Origin of the sequence: Variovorax sp. 3319 (assembly GCF_031456585.1) — a bacterium.
Taxonomy (GTDB): domain Bacteria; phylum Pseudomonadota; class Gammaproteobacteria; order Burkholderiales; family Burkholderiaceae_C; genus Variovorax; species Variovorax paradoxus_P.
This window is the reverse complement of record NZ_JAVDUZ010000005.1, coordinates 75709-90388: the sequence shown is the minus strand read 5'-3', so window position 1 is coordinate 90388 and position 14680 is coordinate 75709. Positions and strand designations below refer to the sequence as shown.

Below are 14680 nucleotides of genomic sequence, written 5' to 3'. Positions count from 1 at the left end.
ACTGCAGAGCCTTCGCCCTAATCGCGATCTATTCGTTACGATGCTGTAACAACAATGGAGACAGCATGAAACTCACTTTTCGAGGCTGGCAGCGGGCCACCACTCTGCATAGCCATCCGGTTACACCAGTGCGAAAGGCCGCTGGAGGGGGAATCAGGACAGAGTCGAACAAGGCATTGATCTGGGACGATGCAACCTCGGCCTACGGCAAGGTCAACAATCTAACGCTCGGCGGCGCGTTCCTCGTGCACTTTCAGTTTGAACAGGCAGACCTCGAAGGTTGGCTCGCACAGTTTGCGAAGTCGAACCCGGAAGAAGCCCTTCGCCTGCTGGCCAAGGTTCAGGCCGAAGCTCTCATCCACCTTGCGAAGGCACCATCCGCGAAGGCCTAAGCCCAAAGAAAAACCCACCGGGCGAACCCGGTGGGCGAATCACCCGCAAGATAGCAGGCGAGGAGACAACTGTCCGGCGAAGGCGCCGGGTTCGATCCATCCGGCTGCGCGGTGAAGCGCTGGATCGTGCGGTTTTCATCCCACCCTGAAGCCCCTGGGATGCGCAAGGGGTAATCGTGGAGCGGCTTGCCCCCCACTCCGACGCCAGGGCTGACGCCATGTACCGGGGTTGGTTCCGGTTGCGGGGGACGGAATCGAACCGCCGACCTCTGGGTTATGAGCCCTGTGCTCTACCAGGCTGAGCTACACCGCGACCGAACTTTGCCCCGTTGGCCGCCTTGGCGCCCGCCCTACAGGGGGTCTCGAACAGCTGGGCTTGGTTCGGGTCGATGCGAACCTCAAGGGCGGCGACCTGGCGGCGCAGGCGCTTCACCTCCTCGCCGAGCTCGGCCGCCATGAGGGCGGTGTTGCGTCCCGTCTCGATGGCAGCGGCCTGCGCGGCGGCACCGGCCATGAGGTTGGCGAGCGCGCGGTCCTCGCGCGGCGTCAGTGTGAGCACCTCGTCGCCGATCTCGATCTTGACCATGCCGTCAGGCATCACGGTCTTCGACATCGGCCGGGCCGGCGGATGCTGCGGCGCCGGCACGTACACCCCGCGCTGCACGCGCAGGATGGCGCCGTCGTCGGCCAAGGTGCCCAGGCGGTCGTCGATCACGCTCAATTTCAGGCCCGTGAGTTCGGCGAGCGTCTCGCGGGTGACGATCTGCTCCTGGTTGTAGAGGTCTTGCACGGCCTCGAGCACCAGGGCGGTTGTGGATTTGCGGGCATCTGCCATTTGATTGTTCTCCTCGTTCAAAAATCGTGCGCTCGTCAGGTTGCGGCCGATGGCTTGATCGGATCAGCCTCTTTCAACGTCAAAGGGGGCAACGCCACCGACTCGAGCACGACGTTGAGCGCTCCTGTGACACGTGCCCAGTTGGTCGTGATGTTCTCGATGCCCTGCTTGGCCTGCTCTGGCGATGCATTCATCTGGAACTGGGAGGCCTGCAAAAGAGTTTGGTGCACGTTTGCCGCAAAGTAGGCATTGCTGAAGGCCTCGCGAGCCTGCGGTTCGAGGTAGAGGCAGTTCTTTTCCCACCATTCCTGGCACGCCATGACCTGCTTGCCGAGCTCCGGCCCGTGAGCCTGTTGCATCAACACGCGAAGCAACGCAAATGCCTCCTGGTGCGCCTGTAGACGACGATCAACCGCCGCCATGCGCAACTGGTTTCGGGCCTTCACGGCCTCGATCATTTCGGCCTGTTGCCGCTTGATCTCTTCGACCTGGCTGGTCAGGTCCGCGATGTCTTCCTTGTCAGCGAGGTTCTTTCCCTTTTGACCGAGGTAGCCGGACGCAAAGTGCTTGACCAGCAGGTAGGCGACGGCGGCAGCCACCAGCACTCCCACGCCGAAACCGGGCAACAGGCCCACCAGAAACTTGATCTCCTCAGGCGTCATCCCTGCTCTCCTTCAAATGGTCGAGCGCCCATTGTGCGGCGCGGCGTTCGCGTGGCGTGGCCGGCTGCATGCCAGCCACGATGTCTTGCCAGATGGCCACCATCCAGCGGTGAGCGGCGGCGAACCGCTCGATCTTCTCGGCGGCCGGGGCCGGGCCCTGGTCGAGCCAGGTATGGCATGCGAAGCACCCGTAGACGGTGTACTGGTCGTCCGCCTTGCGCGCGCCGGCCTTGCCGTGCACCGACCAGTTGCTGTGACACGCGACCGTGGTGGCGGTGTCGCCCGAGCACGTACCGGGCACCTGCAGCAGGCAGCGCTGGCCCTTGGCCATGTTCAACAGCGTGCGGTTCTCCTGCTTCACGGTCTTTGGCATTGCCCCGCGGAAGTCGGCATCGTTGATCGCGACCATGCTCACGATGCGGCCGGGCACAGGCTCCATTCGGACCAGCACAGTGACGCTCGGCTTTGTGGCAAGGTCCACCCCGATCAGCCTCGGCTGCCGGCGCTTGAAGGCAGTGCGTTCGAGCGGCGCGCTGCGCTTCATGGCATGACCCGATCGCACCAATGTCGCCAGAGGTCGCGGAAGATGGTGCCGCCAAGTACCTTGCACACCGCGTCGTACGGCGCGCGCATTTCGTGCGCGATAGTTGGCGCGGCCTGACCTTGCTCCCAGAAGCGGCGAAACACCTCGGCCGCCTGCTCGTGGGTGATGCCGCCTTCCAGCTGCGCCGCGGCCGGGCTCGGGAACAGAACAACCGTCACGGGCAAACCGCTCCGACGATTTCGCCCGTGTCCGGGTCGACCTGCATACGCTCCCACTGCTCGAAGCTGGCGGGGAACGTAACGCCCAGCTCGGTCGCGGCGAACGCGCTCACCCGGTCGATGAGCTGGCTGTAGCCCTTCACGCCCAGGTCCTCGCTGCTCACGCGCTCGCGGCGGCGCACCTTCTTGCCCGTGAGGGGATTCTTGGACGTGACTGTCTTGTGGCCCAGGTACTCGGCGCGAAAGTGTTCCTTCCAGACCGCCAGCGAGAACTGTGCGCCCTGCGGCCGCGCCTGGGCCGCGATGCTCTTCAGCACCACGCCGTGGTAGTACTTCCGCTGCCGGTCGGTCTTCGCGTCCTCGTGCAGGCGGATCTCAATCTCCAGGCGCCGGCCCGCGGCCCACTGCTCCTTGCACCACGGCGCGACACGTTCGAGGAAACTGGTGCGGGCCCGCTCCTGGTCGGGCCAAACGACATTGAGGGCGAGGTCGGTCATCGAGAGGTTCTCCGGTATGGCCACGCCACCATTGCAGCGTCGCGTTCGTGTTGGTTGCTGCGCGCGGACCAGCGGGTCACGAGCGCAAAGGCCTTCGCATCCAGCTTGGCGCCCTTGGTGGTTGGGCTGATGCCGTGTGCGGGAATGCCGAGGTCAGCGCAGATGGCAGTGATGAGGCTGCACCAGGCATCCACCTGGCCCAGCGAGCGGGCGGTGGCCAGCGCCGCGCCGTAGTCCTTCTTCGTGCGCGCGTTCCAGGCACGTCGCTCGAGCCGGCTGTCCTCGAACACCACGCGCGCCGGCATGTAGTGGCGCAGGTTGTGCTCGATGGAATGAGGCGTGATGGTCTTTAGGAACGTGATGGCGCCACCGTCGAAGGCGGCCAGCCCGGTGCTCGCGCCGGGGTCGATGCCGAGGATGTGGACCGTCACAGCAACGCTCCTTGCGGCGAGCTGCGCAAAGCTTCCATGCGCGCGGCCGCGGTCTTGACCGCGTCGTGCCCGTCCTTCCACTCCTCGCCCCAGATGGTTCGCAGCGCCGTCTTGTACTCGTCGCGCAGCGTGCCATCCTTGCGGGAGCGCCAGTACTCTGGCCCGTTGGCGATGCCGCGGGCGAGGCATTCGCGGCAGTTGGCGGTGTAGCCCGGCCAGTCAGCGCGCACGGCCGCGCGGGCACAGTTCGAGCACGTCATGCGCGGCGCCTTTCCGCATCGTTGGCGGCTTCAAGGCCTGTAAAAGGCGTGGCGCGGTAGTTGCGCCAGCGATCGCCAGACCGCACTGCCTGTACCGTGGCCTGGCTCACGTCCATCTCCCGCGCGAGACACCGGGTGCTCTTCTCGCTCGTGAGGATCAGGGCGACTCTCTCGTCGGTGAGCTTCCCCGTGGCCTTGCGCTTCGCTGCCGCAATGGCGTTCCGATGCAGCAGCGTCTTGGGCTTGCCCTTCAGCTTCACGCCGCGGTTGGCGCGCTGCATGTGCTCGAACAGCACGCAGTCGTCCGGATTTGCACAGGTCATCGTGATCGTGGTGGAGCGGTCGAGCTTCCGTTGCCTGACTCCCCAGATGCGCCGGCGCACGGAGCGCTCGGTGCCTGCCCAGGCGGCGTACATGGCGGGGCCCCGTTCGGGGTCGATGCGTCCAATCCACAACATGCAGCCGTCGACCGCACGGCAGCGGCCGTAGATCTCGTCCAGCTGCTCCTGCTTCGACGGGCGCCATCCCGCCGCCGCAATGTGTCGGCTGCCACCAAAGCGCACGAACATCACGGCACCACTGGCCAGCAGTTGGTCGATGATCGGGTGCAGCAAGCGGCGTGCGGTCTTGGTTCTTGCCAGGTCGCTCCAGCGAACCGGCGCTTCCCGGATGCAGGCGAAAACCTCGTCCAGGTCGAATTTGGTGATGGGGCGGCGCGTGTTCATGCCGGTTCAGGCTCCTGGGTTGGAATAAAGGCGCCGTCGTTCGCCGGCACCAGTGCTGCGAAGTGCTCGGCGCACACCGCAAGGCGGCTCTGCTGCACGGCGCTATATCGGTTGAAGGCATCGACTGCCGCACCGGAAAGCAGGCCGCGTTGATGCAGCGAACGCTCCATGCAGGCAATCGCGTGCAGTTGCCGCTGCGCGGACACGGCAACGCCAGCAATGGCAAGTGCTTTGGTCATGCGGGGACTCCTTGTCGTTGTTCCACCGCGCGGCGGATGCGGGCGGTGTATTGCGGGAAGGTCTCGCGATCGACGCTCAGGTCGTGCTCGTTCCATCGGCCCAGGCCAAGCTCTTCGCCCTTCGCTTCGATGGTCGAACGGTTCTCGTCCCATGGCTTCTCCGGCATGCCCACGCCCGATGCGATGGCAGCCGCCTCGCCAAGCTGGCGCTTCACGATGCCCAGCAGGTAGGCGAAGCCCTTGGGCGGGGTGGACTTGGCGCAGATGTCGGCGGCGGCTTCGAACGTTTCGACCGGCACGCCCTTCGCGATGAGCGCGTTGAGCTCCGGGTTCGACGGGTTCACGTCGGCCACCTTGCGAGCCTTGATCGCGCGGCAGACCTCTCCCGCTTTCGTTGGGCTTTGCCCATCACCCCCCACCGATCCGCCCGTAGTTCGGGCATGGTGGTGGTTTCCTTCTTTACCAGTACTGGTTCCGGTTCCGGTTCCGGTGTCGTCTCTCCCGGCGTCCTTCCGGGTGTCGTCCTGCTGGTGTCCATCGTCTGTCCCACGGGACAGACCTGTCCTTTCCGCCTCCTTCCGTTGGCGGTACTCAGCCTTCCGGCGGCGCTCCGCCTCGCGGGCGGCCAGCATCTCCAGGACGCGCTTCGTCACCGTGTCGTGATACAGGCGGCCGTCCTCGGCCTCCCACCAGCCACGCATGAGCTTGGAGCGCACCTTGGCGAAGGTCTTCATGGGCATGCCGATGCGCACGGCGATGAGTTCGTCTTCGTTGGGAAGGGAGCCGCACGGCTCTTGGCGCCAGGACGAAAGCCACAGCATGAGCAGCCACGGCTTCACGTCGGATGGCGCGAGCGCCCACGTGTCTGACTGTTCGATGCGCTCGTGGTCCAGCTCGAAGCGCCAGCCCTTCGCACGGGTGTCCGCGGGGTATGGAACTGGTCTCATCACGTCAGTCCCCGCAGTAGCACGCCAGGGCTTCCTGGTCGTGGTCGAACATTTCGTCCTGGCGGTCAGCGTAGACGGCGATTTGCGAATAGGTCGGCCCGTCCTTGCAGAAGATGGCGCCGTCTCCCCGAGCTTCCACCAGCAACGGCTCGCCCCGTTCATCGAGGAAGCCAGACTCCACCATTCGCGGAGCGATGGTCTTGACCGCATCGCGTTCGATGCGGGCCCACCACGTCAGGCGCGGCCGCGGCGCCGGTTCTGCGCGCGCCAGGCTCAGCCGCTGCGCCGGCGGCTTGAGGAAGCAGTAGTCGCAGTTGCCCTCCAGGGTGCGGCCGTTGTAGCGAACCAACTCCAATTTGAAAGGTTGCTGCGCCCAAAACGCATCGACCTTCTGATAAGACACCCCCTCCTCGGCCAGCGGCATGCACATCGTCTCCTTCGACGACTCGGTGCTTCGACCACGTGCGCGGATCTTCGAGACGCGCACCGGCTCGTCAGCGCGAATGCCGATGAACTGGTCCCATCCATCCTCCATGTCATGCCAGCCGAGCGTCCGCAGGTAGCGGTGCATCGTGCGAATCTTCAGTTCGGAGGTGCAGAAACGCGTTACGGGGTTCGGCAGGTAGTTGCGCTTTCGGATCAGCGCTTCAAAGGGCTCTCCATCTCGGCTCGCTGTGTCGAAATCGACGCGTGCAAAGCCCTCCTCGCTGTCGCGCCACTCCAGCCAAACGATAGCTATGGCCCAGCGCTGGGCGCACTCGCGCACGAAGACCAACGTTTGTTCGGCTTCGCGCCCGGTGTTGGCAAAGCACACGATCAACCAACGGCCGATGTCTTCGGGTGTGTTGGCCTGCAGCGTGCGCCAGAGCATGTAGCCGCTCGTGCTCCCGCCGGAGAAACTCAGGCAGGTGGGGCCAGTCAATTTGAACGGGTCGCGGGTCAATGAGCCTCCACGCACGGGCGTGTCTCCGGGAAAAGTGGGGCCTGATCGGGCTGCGGAACGCGCAGCAACTTCTGGCGCTTGTTGGTCTTGGGGTCGATACGGAATCCGCGCTCTTCAAGCCGGCCCGCCGCCAGCAGGGAATCGACGCGGCCGCACACGCCGTTTATCGGCATGCGGGCCTTCTGGCTGATCTGCTGGCGGCTCAGCGACACGCCGGGACGGAACAGGCGCATGACCTGCTGCTCCTTTGGCGAGAGGTAGAGCGCCGGCGACAAGGAGCGGTAGGCTTCGGCAGAGGTTTCGGAAACGCTCATGCAGCCTCCAAACGAAGCGACGCCTGCCGCAGGCGCTCGGCCTGCAGGGAGTCGTTCGCCGCGTTGAGCTCGATGCCGATGAAGTTGCGCCCGAGCTGCTGAGCAACCTGTCCGGTGGTCCCGCTGCCGAAGAACGGATCCAGCACGATGCCGCCACCGGGCGCGCCGGCCAGGATGCAGGGCTCGATCAGAGCGGGCGGGAATGTCGCGAAATGGGCGCCCTTGTACGGCGCCGTGGCTACGGTCCAGACGCTACGCTTGTGTCGTTCGCCGAAGTAGTCAATGTCTTCGCGTCCTGGGCGGGCTTGCGGCTTCTGACCATGCTCCCCGTCGCTGTACTTGGTCTCGCGGGCGAAGCTGTTGCGCTTGGATCGCGCTCGGTCGGCATAGGCATTGAGGCCGGATCTCGTGCGCAGACGTTCATCGCCGTCGCCGTAGGCAATCGCTCCCTTGACGGGATTGACGTTGCCCGGCACCTGGCCCGTGCCCTGTTCCTTGATGGCCTCGTGATCGAAGTGATACCGCTCCGACTTCGAGAGCAGAAAGACGTACTCGTGAGCCTTCGTGCATCGATCCTTGATCGACTCTGGCATGGGATTGGGCTTGTGCCAAATGATGTCCTGGCGCAGCCACCAGCCAGCGTCCTGCAGCGCAAAGGCGAGACGCCACGGCTGCCCGATCAGGTCTTTGGACTTGAGACCGTCACCAGGCATTCGACGCGGCGGGTTCTCCCATCCAGCGCCGGGCTGTGGCTCGCCGCGGCTGTTGGTTGCCGGTGTAGCCTTTCCTCGGCCGTGGTTGGAAAGGCTGGATGCAGCGTAGCTGTCACCCATGTTCACCCACATGGTCCCGTCGTCGCGCAGCACCTGGCGCGCGAGGTCGAACACCTCAACCATGCCCACAATGAACTCGCCGATGGTCGGCTCGGCGCCGATTTCAAACGCCTTGTCGGGATGCTCGGCCGGCAGGTAGGAGCGCAGGCCCCAGTAGGGCGGCGAGGTCACGATGGTGTGCACCTGCACGCCGTCCGCAATCATGCGGCGCAGCACAGCGCGCACGTCACCGAAGTGGCAGCGGTTGAGCCAGTCCATCAGTGGTGCCCTCCCCGCTGCGCGAATTCGGGGCCCTCAAAAGGCCCTGTCAGTTTGCGCATCGCGTCGGTACGCTCGCCGTCATGAATCAACTTCTCCGCAACCATTTGTCGCCACGTCTTGCCGTAGCAGGTCAGGTAAATGAAGTCGCGCAGCAGCGTGGCCGTGTCGGTGTTGCTCAAAGCGCAGTGACGACGGAATACCTCGTCAGTCGTCTGGTCAACCTTGGTCTTCAGGTCCTCGGTCAGCTTTCCGAGTGGCCCGGCGATGCCGCGGGCGAAGGCCGGCTCTTGGTCTTGGTCGATGGTGGACATCTCGAACTCGTGGTGGGGGTGAAGTGGTCAGCCGATCGGCTGCTGGTCGGCAAGGCGGGCAACGAACACGTCGCGGAAGACGGTGTGGCGCCATGTGCCCTCGGGGAAAGGATTCGCCAGGGGGAGCTCTTCCCCCCGCTCGGCGGCCTGCCCAGCGAGGTCGGCGACCTCTTCGTGGCTCAATGAGGAGAGAGGTTTGACGTGCATCAGACGGCCTCCTCAGCATTGGCTTTCGCGGCGAAATCGAGGACGGGGCGCCCCTCAGGGTTGGGCCAGGTCGAATCAGGTATGCGGCGCCAGGGTTCGTTCGGGTTCAGCGTCTCGCAGGTCACCACGCCGCTAGTAGCCCGCTCGATGGGCGGGCACCTCTCGGCGGGGACTGGCCGCGCGTCCGATGCCCACTGGGAGATCAAAACAGGCGAGACACCGATTTCGCGGCTGAGCCGGGAAGCGGCGCCCCGGCCGGCGCCGGAGAGGTATGTTTTCAGGTCCATAGCCTCGAATTTAGCGTTACGCAAAACACTCGTCAATAGCGAAACGCGCATATACGCTTTTTGCGTTTTGCTATCGAATCCCGCCCATGAAAGACATTGACGAGATCAGGCGAGAGAACCTGCGATTGATCGAGCAGGAACGGGGCGGGCCAGCAGAAGCGGCCCGCGCCGTCAACATGTCAGCCGCTCAGTTCGCAAACTTGCGGGATGGAGCGAAGGACTCAAAGACAGGCAAGCCGCGCGGAATGCGAAAAGAAACCGCGCGTCGCATCGAAGAGGCGGCTGAAAAGCCCGAAGGCTGGCTGGATCAGGAACACCATCCCTCGACGGCCCCACCGCCACCTTCACTCGCGCCGAGCGCGAGCGGCGACGAGGTCGTCATCGCCCAGTACGCAGTGGGCGGCGGCATGGACACGCGTGGCAAGCTGCTTCTGGAAGCAGAGCCGCCGGGCATCATCAAGAGTTGGCGCGTAGATCGCGAATGGTTGCAGCTCAACGTCAGGTCGTATACCAGCCTCGCAAACCTGTGCATCGTCACCGGGTTCGGCCCCTCGATGAAGGGAATGTTCAATCCAGGCGACCCGCTGCTGATGGACCGCGGAGTGAACCGCGTCGATCACGAAGGCGTCTACTTCTTCCGAGTTGGTGATGAGGGCTACATCAAGAGCCTTCAGCGCGTGCCCGAGTTCAACGGCCCTGGCTTCGTCCTGCGCGTGATCTCGAAGAACAAGGACGACTTCCCGCCCTACGACATCTCGCCCAAAAACCCGCATTTGCACATCATCGGGAAGATCCTGACGGTCTGGAAGAGCGAGCAATACTGACCACTCGAAGGAAACCATGCCAGGCGTTGAACCATGCCCTCTCTGCAACCGGCCCGCGAGCTACACCGAAATGCGGCACCCCGCCAAAGGGAAGCGCTTCGATTGCGTTGAATGCACTCAGTTCGCCATCGATGAAGTAGCCGACACAGCGATCATGGAAATGGTCGAAATCAGCCGCAGCGAATTCAAGGCAAAAGCCAGCAGGCATGCAAAAGAGTCCGGGCCGAACCGGCTCTGGGTGCTTCGTGGCCCGAAATCGGATGAGCTAGGAGGCGACGGGCATGGCGTCGCCCGCACCACCATTGTGGGAGAGTGGATCCCCCGGTGACTTGAGCGGTACTGCATCAGCTTCGACGATGCGAAGCCCACTTTCTCCGCTGAGAACAATCTGGCGGCCCGCAGTAATCTGAGAACCCTGCCGCACCCGCCACTGCGCAAGCTGCAGACCGTTCGCTATGGACAGACGCCCATTCCCAAAGCCCGTGGCCAAGCCACTGGCATAGACCTTGAAGACCTTGCCCGCCTCTGCGTCGACGCCGATCCACACCGGCAGGTGATCGCTTCCATCGCCGACCTCCAAACCCTCGGGATCGAGGGAGCACAGGAACTCCTGCGCGCGTTCTGACAGATCCATAAGCACTCCTAGGCCCGCCGTGCGCGGGCTTTTTTGCGTTCGCCGACATGGCGCGGCCGAAGTATCGCAAATTCTTTCGCGTTTCGCTATTGACACCCATTTTGCGTTTCGCTAAATTACTTCTCACGGCCACCAATCGGCCTACGAGGAGCGCAAATGCACAACAACCCAGGACGAACTGCCCACGCCCTGCCGGCCGCGGTATCGCCGCCTGCCGCCGACTTCACTGAAGAGCAACTGATCGCTTTCGACCGCGCCTATGCGCTCGCCAAGGGCACCGGCGCACTGGACCAGCTGCAGGTCGCGTCTGCCCTGAGCCTCGAGCTCTCCCACAACCGCTCGGCGAGGCTGGCATGAAGGCAGTCTTGCAAGCTCAACTGCTGGAAATCCAGCGCCAGATCGCCGCCATGCGGCGCCGTTACGCCGAGGTGCGCCGCGAGCGCGCCATGGCTCCCCTTGAATGGTGCGCGGCATGAGCACCGTGCAGCACACGCCGCGGCCATGGGTGTCCTACAACTCGTTGACGGACTCCCACGATACGCCCGATGGCACGCACGTTGACGCCATGCTGGTCGACGGCGCTAGCTGCATGGCTGACGTGCTTTGCATCGCCCTCTATCGGGAACAGCAGCGCACCGCCATCGCCAAGGGAGACGCCCAGAAGCCGCCCGGCTACTCCTTCCCTCTTGTCCCCGCGCCGGCTGGCCAGCCCACGTTGGTGGGCACCGTGCACGCAGACGACCACAGTCCCGGCCGCCTCCCTCGCTCGCTCGAGGACGCCTTCGGGCCCGGGCAGCGCTCCAGCACCGCCCGCCTCTTCGTCGAAGTGCCGCGCCGCCAACAGGTTGAAGAAGCGGCGGTGATCGCCGCATCCGCCCTGGCCGGCCTCTTCGTCATCACCCTCCTCATCTACGAAAGGATCGCATCGTGAGCGTTCGCCTCGTCCACCCTCCGCGCCCGCAGGCCGGTACAACCGCCGCGCCGACCGGCTTCCCGCCAGCAGCCAACGACGAATCCATCGGCGGTCTATGGTTCCCGTCGACCGGCCGCGACAACCTTATCGTCCTCGCCCTGGTATTGCTGCTCATCCTGCCCGCCGCGTTGCTCGCCATGTACGGCGAGGGCCCGCGCGAATCCTGGTTCGCTCTCTGGGGCACCGCAAAGTGACAGCCGCACTCGCCCGCCCAGAGCCGGAGGTTCTCGCGCCGCAAGCGCATGTGGTCCTCCCGCCGCGCAACGAGATTGCGACGGTCATGCACGCCATCACGGCGGCGGCCAACGACCCGAACGTCGACATCGACAAGATGGAGCGGCTGTTGAGCATGCACGAACGCATGCACGCCCGCGCCAACGAGCAGAAGTTCAACGCGGCGATGACAAAGGCCCAGGCCGCCATGGGTCCAATTTCGGCTGACGCGGTCAATCCGCAGACCCGCAGCACTTACGCCAGCTACGCGCAGCTCAACCGCGCCCTGCGCCCGATCTACACGAAGAACGGCTTCGCGCTCAGCTTCGACACCGCCACCAGCGACCAGGCGGGCCACGTCCGAATCCTCTGCTACGTCTCGCACGCGGCCGGCCACATGCGCACCTACAAGTGCGACATGCCCGCCGACGGCAAGGGCGCCAAGGGCGGCGACGTGATGACCAAAACCCACGCCTTCGGCTCGGCCATGACTTATGGCCAGCGCTACCTGCTGAAGCTGATCTTCAACGTGGCCATCGGGGAGAACGACGACGACGGCAACGGGGCCGGCCCCGGCCCCAACGACCCGCGGCAGGTCAGTGATGCGGATCGCCTCGCCGATTCGCTGTTCCATCGCCTCCAGGGCACCAAGACCGATGGCGAAGCCGCGTCGCTGTGGGCAGAAGGTTGCATCGCGTTGGCGGATACGAAGCGCCGCGACCTCTACACCGAGTTCAAGGACGCAGTCATCGCCCACCGCCGGAAGCTGAAGGCAGGAGGTCGCCCCTCGTGATCCTGCTGAACTACACCCAGGGCAGCGAAGACTGGCTGCGGGCACGCTGTGGCGTGGCCACGGCCTCCCGTTTCAGCGAGGCGCGCGAGAAGGTGGGCGGCCTGACCGACCAGCAGCGCCTCTATGTCGAAGCGCTGCAGCTGGGCATGGATGAGCCTGATGCGCGCGCCAAGGCCGGTTACAAGACCAAGCCGGTGGCGGGCGCCATCGCCAAGGCGCTGAACGGCGAGCCGACGGAAGAGCCCGGCGCCGCGGCGATCAAGTACGCCTGGCTCGTGGCCTTCGAAACGATCAGCCGCGAACCGCTCGACGACACATTCGTCACGTACGCAATGCGCCGCGGGCGGGATCTCGAACCCAGGGCGCGCATGGTCTACGAGAAGCGTACGGGCGCGCTGGTTGAGGAGGTCAGCCTGATCCTGACCGATGACGAGCGGTTCGGGTACTCGTCCGACGGCCTGATCGACGACGAAGGCATGGTCGAAATCAAATGCCCGTTCTCGTGCGACAAGCTGGGGCAGGTCTGGGCCAGCCCCGAAACGGCGCACCTCGAATACATCGACCAGATCAACGGCGGGCTCTGGATCACGGGGCGCCAGTGGTGCGACCTGGTGGTCTATTGCCCATGGCTCGAACCGGTCGGCAAAGACCTGTTCGTTAAGCGCATCTACCGCAATGAGGAGGCCATCGCCGCCCTTGAAGCCGACCTGATCGGCTTCATGCGGCTGGTGGACAGCCACCTCGAGGTGCTGCGCACGCCCGCAAAGATGTCCGGAGCTCCCAAGGTCGCGCCGGCAGATGCACCCGCGGCACCCGCAGCGAGCGCTGCGCCAGCTCCGGCGCCCGCACCCACGTTCTCCCTCTTCCCCGAGCCCACCGCGCCCGCACGCGGCCATGCAGTTGTCGACAACCCCTTTTGAGAGGCCCTATGTCCGAGGTATCCACCCCCACCCCCAACGAAGTAGCCGTCAAGCCGCACTCCATCGCCCAGGCGGCCCTGGCTCTCTTCTCCCCACTGGAGACCGATGTCACCACGCTGGCAGATCGCCACCGCAACGTCGTCTTCGACATGAGCACGCCCAAGGGCTTCAAGGCCGCCAAGGACGCGCGCCTGGAGCTGCGCGAGTCCGGTCGGTTCGCGGTTCAGCGCCTGCGCGACAAGACGAAGGACCAGCTCAACGACTGCAAGAAGGTCATCGAAGACGAGGCCACGCGCTTGATCGAAATCGTGGAGCCCGTCGAAACCTTCATCGACGGCCAGATCAAGGCGCACGAGAAGAAGCTGGCCGAGGAGAAGGCCGAGCGCGAGCGCATCGAAGCCGAGCGCAAGCAGAAGCACCTGGACGCCATCGCCAAGATCGAGGGCTACGTCGTCATGGCCGAGGGGCTGCCCATCGAACGCATCGAAGCCGGGTTGGCCTACGTGCGGGAAATCGACGTGAGCGCGGAAGTCTTCGCGGACTTCGCAGTGCGCGCCTCGGCACAGAAGGACGCGACCATCCGCGCGCTGGAAAAGATGATCGCCGAAGCGCGCGAGCGCGCCGCAGCAGAGGCGCTGCGCCTGGAGAACGAACGGCTGCAGGCCCAACTCGACGAACTGAAGCGCCAGCAGCCCGCCGCGGCGCCGGCAGCAGAGCCGACCGACGCGCCAGCCGATCAGGTCGAAGAGCAGCGCCAAGAGGCCGAGCCGGTGCGCCCGCGGCCGACGCTGGCCAGCTACTCGGCCGGTCGCGCGATGCGCGATCCTGTTGCCGCGCCAGCCCCAGTCCAGCAGCCGCTTCCCGTCGCGCCTGCGGCAAACGAATCCGCCGCCGTGACCACTCCCACGCTCCGCATCGGCGACATCGCCGCGCGCCTCGGCTGGACCATGACCGCCGAGCAGCTGCGCATTCTCGGCATCGAGCCCGCAGCCCGCGAGCGCGGCGCCACGCTCTATCACGAGCACCAGTTCCCGCAAATCTGCGACGCCATCGCGCGCCGCGCCGCCGAGGCGAAGGCCGCGCATATGCAGCCGCTGGCGGCCTGATCCATTACCGACAGGAGCACCCATGTCCAAGCCCTCTTCCGTCTCCCCGGCTCCCATCGGCGAGGCCGAGCTCATCGTTATCGCGATGCAGCCGGTGAAGTCGAACCAGTTGGCCTCCATCGGCTACGACGCTGCGAGCAAGACCCTCGCCGCGACCTTCACGCGCGGGCCCGGCACCGTCTACCAGTACCAGAACGTCGAGCCGCAGCTGCACGCCGACTTCCTCGCCGCCGAGTCCATCGGCACTTTCTTCGGCCAGCGCATCAAGTCGCTGCCGTTTAAAAAGTTCGCGGCGACGCAGGCGGCCTGAC

General features: G+C 65.0%; 26 protein-coding genes and 1 tRNA gene. 10 read left to right on the top strand and 17 right to left on the bottom strand.

Annotation, left to right across the window (positions count from 1 at the left end):
- Nucleotides 1-65 precede the first annotated feature (65 nt).
- Nucleotides 66-392 (top strand): hypothetical protein, encoded by a 327-nt coding sequence (locus J2X67_RS11915; protein ID WP_309953246.1) that lies wholly within the window; start codon nt 66-68, stop codon nt 390-392.
- A gap of 239 nt (nt 393-631) precedes the next feature.
- Here J2X67_RS11915 and J2X67_RS11910 read toward each other — a convergent pair.
- From J2X67_RS11910 to J2X67_RS11835, 16 genes are all read right to left on the bottom strand, one after another.
- A tRNA-Met gene (locus J2X67_RS11910) sits at nt 632-705 on the bottom strand.
- 557 nt (nt 706-1262) lie between these two features.
- On the bottom strand, nt 1263-1889 hold the full coding sequence (locus J2X67_RS11905; protein WP_309953244.1) for a hypothetical protein: 627 nt from the start codon (nt 1887-1889) through the stop codon (nt 1263-1265).
- A complete protein-coding gene (locus J2X67_RS11900; RefSeq protein ID WP_309953243.1) occupies nt 1879-2433 on the bottom strand; it encodes a nuclease domain-containing protein in 555 nt (184 codons plus the stop codon). The genes J2X67_RS11905 and J2X67_RS11900 overlap by 11 nt, the downstream gene beginning before the upstream one ends.
- Nucleotides 2430-2651, bottom strand: a complete 222-nt coding sequence (locus J2X67_RS11895; RefSeq protein WP_309953241.1) for a hypothetical protein — start codon at nt 2649-2651, stop codon at nt 2430-2432. The genes J2X67_RS11900 and J2X67_RS11895 overlap by 4 nt, the downstream gene beginning before the upstream one ends.
- Nucleotides 2648-3148, bottom strand: a complete 501-nt coding sequence (locus tag J2X67_RS11890) for a hypothetical protein (RefSeq protein WP_309953240.1) — start codon at nt 3146-3148, stop codon at nt 2648-2650. Before J2X67_RS11890 ends, J2X67_RS11895 begins: the two co-directional genes overlap by 4 nt.
- On the bottom strand, nt 3145-3579 hold the full coding sequence (locus J2X67_RS11885; RefSeq protein ID WP_309953238.1) for a hypothetical protein: 435 nt from the start codon (nt 3577-3579) through the stop codon (nt 3145-3147). Before J2X67_RS11885 ends, J2X67_RS11890 begins: the two co-directional genes overlap by 4 nt.
- Entirely contained in the window at nt 3576-3839 is a 264-nt protein-coding gene (locus J2X67_RS11880) for a hypothetical protein (RefSeq protein ID WP_309953236.1), read from the bottom strand. The genes J2X67_RS11885 and J2X67_RS11880 overlap by 4 nt, the downstream gene beginning before the upstream one ends.
- Entirely contained in the window at nt 3836-4564 is a 729-nt protein-coding gene (locus J2X67_RS11875; protein ID WP_309953235.1) for a hypothetical protein, read from the bottom strand. The genes J2X67_RS11880 and J2X67_RS11875 overlap by 4 nt, the downstream gene beginning before the upstream one ends.
- Nucleotides 4561-4803 (bottom strand): hypothetical protein, encoded by a 243-nt coding sequence (locus tag J2X67_RS11870; protein WP_309953233.1) that lies wholly within the window; start codon nt 4801-4803, stop codon nt 4561-4563. The genes J2X67_RS11875 and J2X67_RS11870 overlap by 4 nt, the downstream gene beginning before the upstream one ends.
- Nucleotides 4800-5750 carry a hypothetical protein gene (locus J2X67_RS11865; RefSeq protein WP_309953231.1) on the bottom strand — a complete coding sequence of 317 codons (951 nt, stop codon included), beginning with the start codon at nt 5748-5750 and terminating at the stop codon, nt 4800-4802. The genes J2X67_RS11870 and J2X67_RS11865 overlap by 4 nt, the downstream gene beginning before the upstream one ends.
- A 4-nt stretch (nt 5751-5754) precedes the next feature.
- The gene (locus J2X67_RS11860) at nt 5755-6693 is read right to left on the bottom strand and encodes a Nin-like protein (protein WP_309953229.1); all 939 of its coding nucleotides are present in this window, start codon (nt 6691-6693) and stop codon (nt 5755-5757) included.
- Entirely contained in the window at nt 6690-7007 is a 318-nt protein-coding gene (locus J2X67_RS11855) for a hypothetical protein (RefSeq protein ID WP_309953228.1), read from the bottom strand. Before J2X67_RS11855 ends, J2X67_RS11860 begins: the two co-directional genes overlap by 4 nt.
- Complete coding sequence (locus J2X67_RS11850; protein WP_309953227.1) at nt 7004-8098, bottom strand: site-specific DNA-methyltransferase; 1095 nt, start codon at nt 8096-8098, stop codon at nt 7004-7006. The genes J2X67_RS11855 and J2X67_RS11850 overlap by 4 nt, the downstream gene beginning before the upstream one ends.
- Nucleotides 8098-8412, bottom strand: a complete 315-nt coding sequence (locus J2X67_RS11845) for a hypothetical protein (RefSeq protein ID WP_205367246.1) — start codon at nt 8410-8412, stop codon at nt 8098-8100. The genes J2X67_RS11850 and J2X67_RS11845 overlap by 1 nt, the downstream gene beginning before the upstream one ends.
- Before the next feature lie 27 nt (nt 8413-8439).
- Nucleotides 8440-8619 (bottom strand): hypothetical protein, encoded by a 180-nt coding sequence (locus tag J2X67_RS11840; RefSeq protein ID WP_309953224.1) that lies wholly within the window; start codon nt 8617-8619, stop codon nt 8440-8442.
- A complete protein-coding gene (locus tag J2X67_RS11835) occupies nt 8619-8906 on the bottom strand; it encodes a YdaS family helix-turn-helix protein (protein WP_309953223.1) in 288 nt (95 codons plus the stop codon). Before J2X67_RS11835 ends, J2X67_RS11840 begins: the two co-directional genes overlap by 1 nt.
- Nucleotides 8907-8992: 86 nt before the next feature.
- Between J2X67_RS11835 and J2X67_RS11830 the strand changes: the two genes are divergently transcribed.
- Nucleotides 8993-9730, top strand: a complete 738-nt coding sequence (locus J2X67_RS11830; protein ID WP_309953222.1) for a S24 family peptidase — start codon at nt 8993-8995, stop codon at nt 9728-9730.
- Nucleotides 9731-9995: 265 nt separating this feature from the next.
- On the opposite strand, the gene J2X67_RS11825 is transcribed toward J2X67_RS11830, so the two are convergent.
- The gene (locus tag J2X67_RS11825) at nt 9996-10364 is read right to left on the bottom strand and encodes a hypothetical protein (protein ID WP_309953219.1); all 369 of its coding nucleotides are present in this window, start codon (nt 10362-10364) and stop codon (nt 9996-9998) included.
- A gap of 156 nt (nt 10365-10520) precedes the next feature.
- Between J2X67_RS11825 and J2X67_RS11820 the strand changes: the two genes are divergently transcribed.
- The 8 genes from J2X67_RS11820 to J2X67_RS11785 are packed head-to-tail and all read left to right on the top strand — an operon-like array spanning nt 10521 to nt 14679.
- Entirely contained in the window at nt 10521-10721 is a 201-nt protein-coding gene (locus J2X67_RS11820) for a hypothetical protein (protein WP_309953218.1), read from the top strand.
- The gene (locus tag J2X67_RS11815; protein WP_309953216.1) at nt 10718-10840 is read left to right on the top strand and encodes a hypothetical protein; all 123 of its coding nucleotides are present in this window, start codon (nt 10718-10720) and stop codon (nt 10838-10840) included. The genes J2X67_RS11820 and J2X67_RS11815 overlap by 4 nt, the downstream gene beginning before the upstream one ends.
- On the top strand, nt 10837-11295 hold the full coding sequence (locus J2X67_RS11810; RefSeq protein WP_309953215.1) for a hypothetical protein: 459 nt from the start codon (nt 10837-10839) through the stop codon (nt 11293-11295). The genes J2X67_RS11815 and J2X67_RS11810 overlap by 4 nt, the downstream gene beginning before the upstream one ends.
- Nucleotides 11292-11531, top strand: a complete 240-nt coding sequence (locus tag J2X67_RS11805) for a hypothetical protein (RefSeq protein ID WP_309953213.1) — start codon at nt 11292-11294, stop codon at nt 11529-11531. Before J2X67_RS11810 ends, J2X67_RS11805 begins: the two co-directional genes overlap by 4 nt.
- A complete protein-coding gene (locus tag J2X67_RS11800) occupies nt 11528-12343 on the top strand; it encodes an ERF family protein (RefSeq protein WP_309953211.1) in 816 nt (271 codons plus the stop codon). The genes J2X67_RS11805 and J2X67_RS11800 overlap by 4 nt, the downstream gene beginning before the upstream one ends.
- Complete coding sequence (locus J2X67_RS11795; protein ID WP_309953210.1) at nt 12340-13263, top strand: YqaJ viral recombinase family protein; 924 nt, start codon at nt 12340-12342, stop codon at nt 13261-13263. Before J2X67_RS11800 ends, J2X67_RS11795 begins: the two co-directional genes overlap by 4 nt.
- A gap of 8 nt (nt 13264-13271) precedes the next feature.
- Nucleotides 13272-14369 (top strand): hypothetical protein, encoded by a 1098-nt coding sequence (locus J2X67_RS11790; protein ID WP_309953208.1) that lies wholly within the window; start codon nt 13272-13274, stop codon nt 14367-14369.
- 22 nt (nt 14370-14391) lie between these two features.
- Nucleotides 14392-14679, top strand: a complete 288-nt coding sequence (locus tag J2X67_RS11785) for a KTSC domain-containing protein (RefSeq protein ID WP_309953207.1) — start codon at nt 14392-14394, stop codon at nt 14677-14679.
- Nucleotide 14680: the final 1 nt, after the last annotated feature.

Excerpts from the sequence above, each read along its gene's own strand:
- J2X67_RS11900 (WP_309953243.1), bottom strand. The coding sequence starts at position 2,433 with ATGAAGCGCAGCGCGCCGCTCGAACGCACTGCCTTCAAGCGCCGGCAG.
- J2X67_RS11875 (WP_309953235.1), bottom strand. The coding sequence starts at position 4,564 with ATGAACACGCGCCGCCCCATCACCAAATTCGACCTGGACGAGGTTTTC.
- J2X67_RS11890 (WP_309953240.1), bottom strand. The coding sequence starts at position 3,148 with ATGACCGACCTCGCCCTCAATGTCGTTTGGCCCGACCAGGAGCGGGCC.
- J2X67_RS11855 (WP_309953228.1), bottom strand. The coding sequence starts at position 7,007 with ATGAGCGTTTCCGAAACCTCTGCCGAAGCCTACCGCTCCTTGTCGCCG.
- J2X67_RS11790 (WP_309953208.1), top strand. The coding sequence starts at position 13,272 with ATGTCCGAGGTATCCACCCCCACCCCCAACGAAGTAGCCGTCAAGCCG.
- J2X67_RS11865 (WP_309953231.1), bottom strand. The coding sequence starts at position 5,750 with ATGAGACCAGTTCCATACCCCGCGGACACCCGTGCGAAGGGCTGGCGC.
- J2X67_RS11820 (WP_309953218.1), top strand. The coding sequence starts at position 10,521 with ATGCACAACAACCCAGGACGAACTGCCCACGCCCTGCCGGCCGCGGTA.
- J2X67_RS11830 (WP_309953222.1), top strand. The coding sequence starts at position 8,993 with ATGAAAGACATTGACGAGATCAGGCGAGAGAACCTGCGATTGATCGAG.
- J2X67_RS11815 (WP_309953216.1), top strand. The coding sequence starts at position 10,718 with ATGAAGGCAGTCTTGCAAGCTCAACTGCTGGAAATCCAGCGCCAGATC.
- J2X67_RS11850 (WP_309953227.1), bottom strand. The coding sequence starts at position 8,098 with ATGGACTGGCTCAACCGCTGCCACTTCGGTGACGTGCGCGCTGTGCTG.
- J2X67_RS11825 (WP_309953219.1), bottom strand. The coding sequence starts at position 10,364 with ATGGATCTGTCAGAACGCGCGCAGGAGTTCCTGTGCTCCCTCGATCCC.
- J2X67_RS11845 (WP_205367246.1), bottom strand. The coding sequence starts at position 8,412 with ATGTCCACCATCGACCAAGACCAAGAGCCGGCCTTCGCCCGCGGCATC.
- J2X67_RS11835 (WP_309953223.1), bottom strand. The coding sequence starts at position 8,906 with ATGGACCTGAAAACATACCTCTCCGGCGCCGGCCGGGGCGCCGCTTCC.
- J2X67_RS11915 (WP_309953246.1), top strand. The coding sequence starts at position 66 with ATGAAACTCACTTTTCGAGGCTGGCAGCGGGCCACCACTCTGCATAGC.
- J2X67_RS11870 (WP_309953233.1), bottom strand. The coding sequence starts at position 4,803 with ATGACCAAAGCACTTGCCATTGCTGGCGTTGCCGTGTCCGCGCAGCGG.
- J2X67_RS11840 (WP_309953224.1), bottom strand. The coding sequence starts at position 8,619 with ATGCACGTCAAACCTCTCTCCTCATTGAGCCACGAAGAGGTCGCCGAC.
- J2X67_RS11880 (WP_309953236.1), bottom strand. The coding sequence starts at position 3,839 with ATGACGTGCTCGAACTGTGCCCGCGCGGCCGTGCGCGCTGACTGGCCG.
- J2X67_RS11905 (WP_309953244.1), bottom strand. The coding sequence starts at position 1,889 with ATGACGCCTGAGGAGATCAAGTTTCTGGTGGGCCTGTTGCCCGGTTTC.
- J2X67_RS11810 (WP_309953215.1), top strand. The coding sequence starts at position 10,837 with ATGAGCACCGTGCAGCACACGCCGCGGCCATGGGTGTCCTACAACTCG.
- J2X67_RS11785 (WP_309953207.1), top strand. The coding sequence starts at position 14,392 with ATGTCCAAGCCCTCTTCCGTCTCCCCGGCTCCCATCGGCGAGGCCGAG.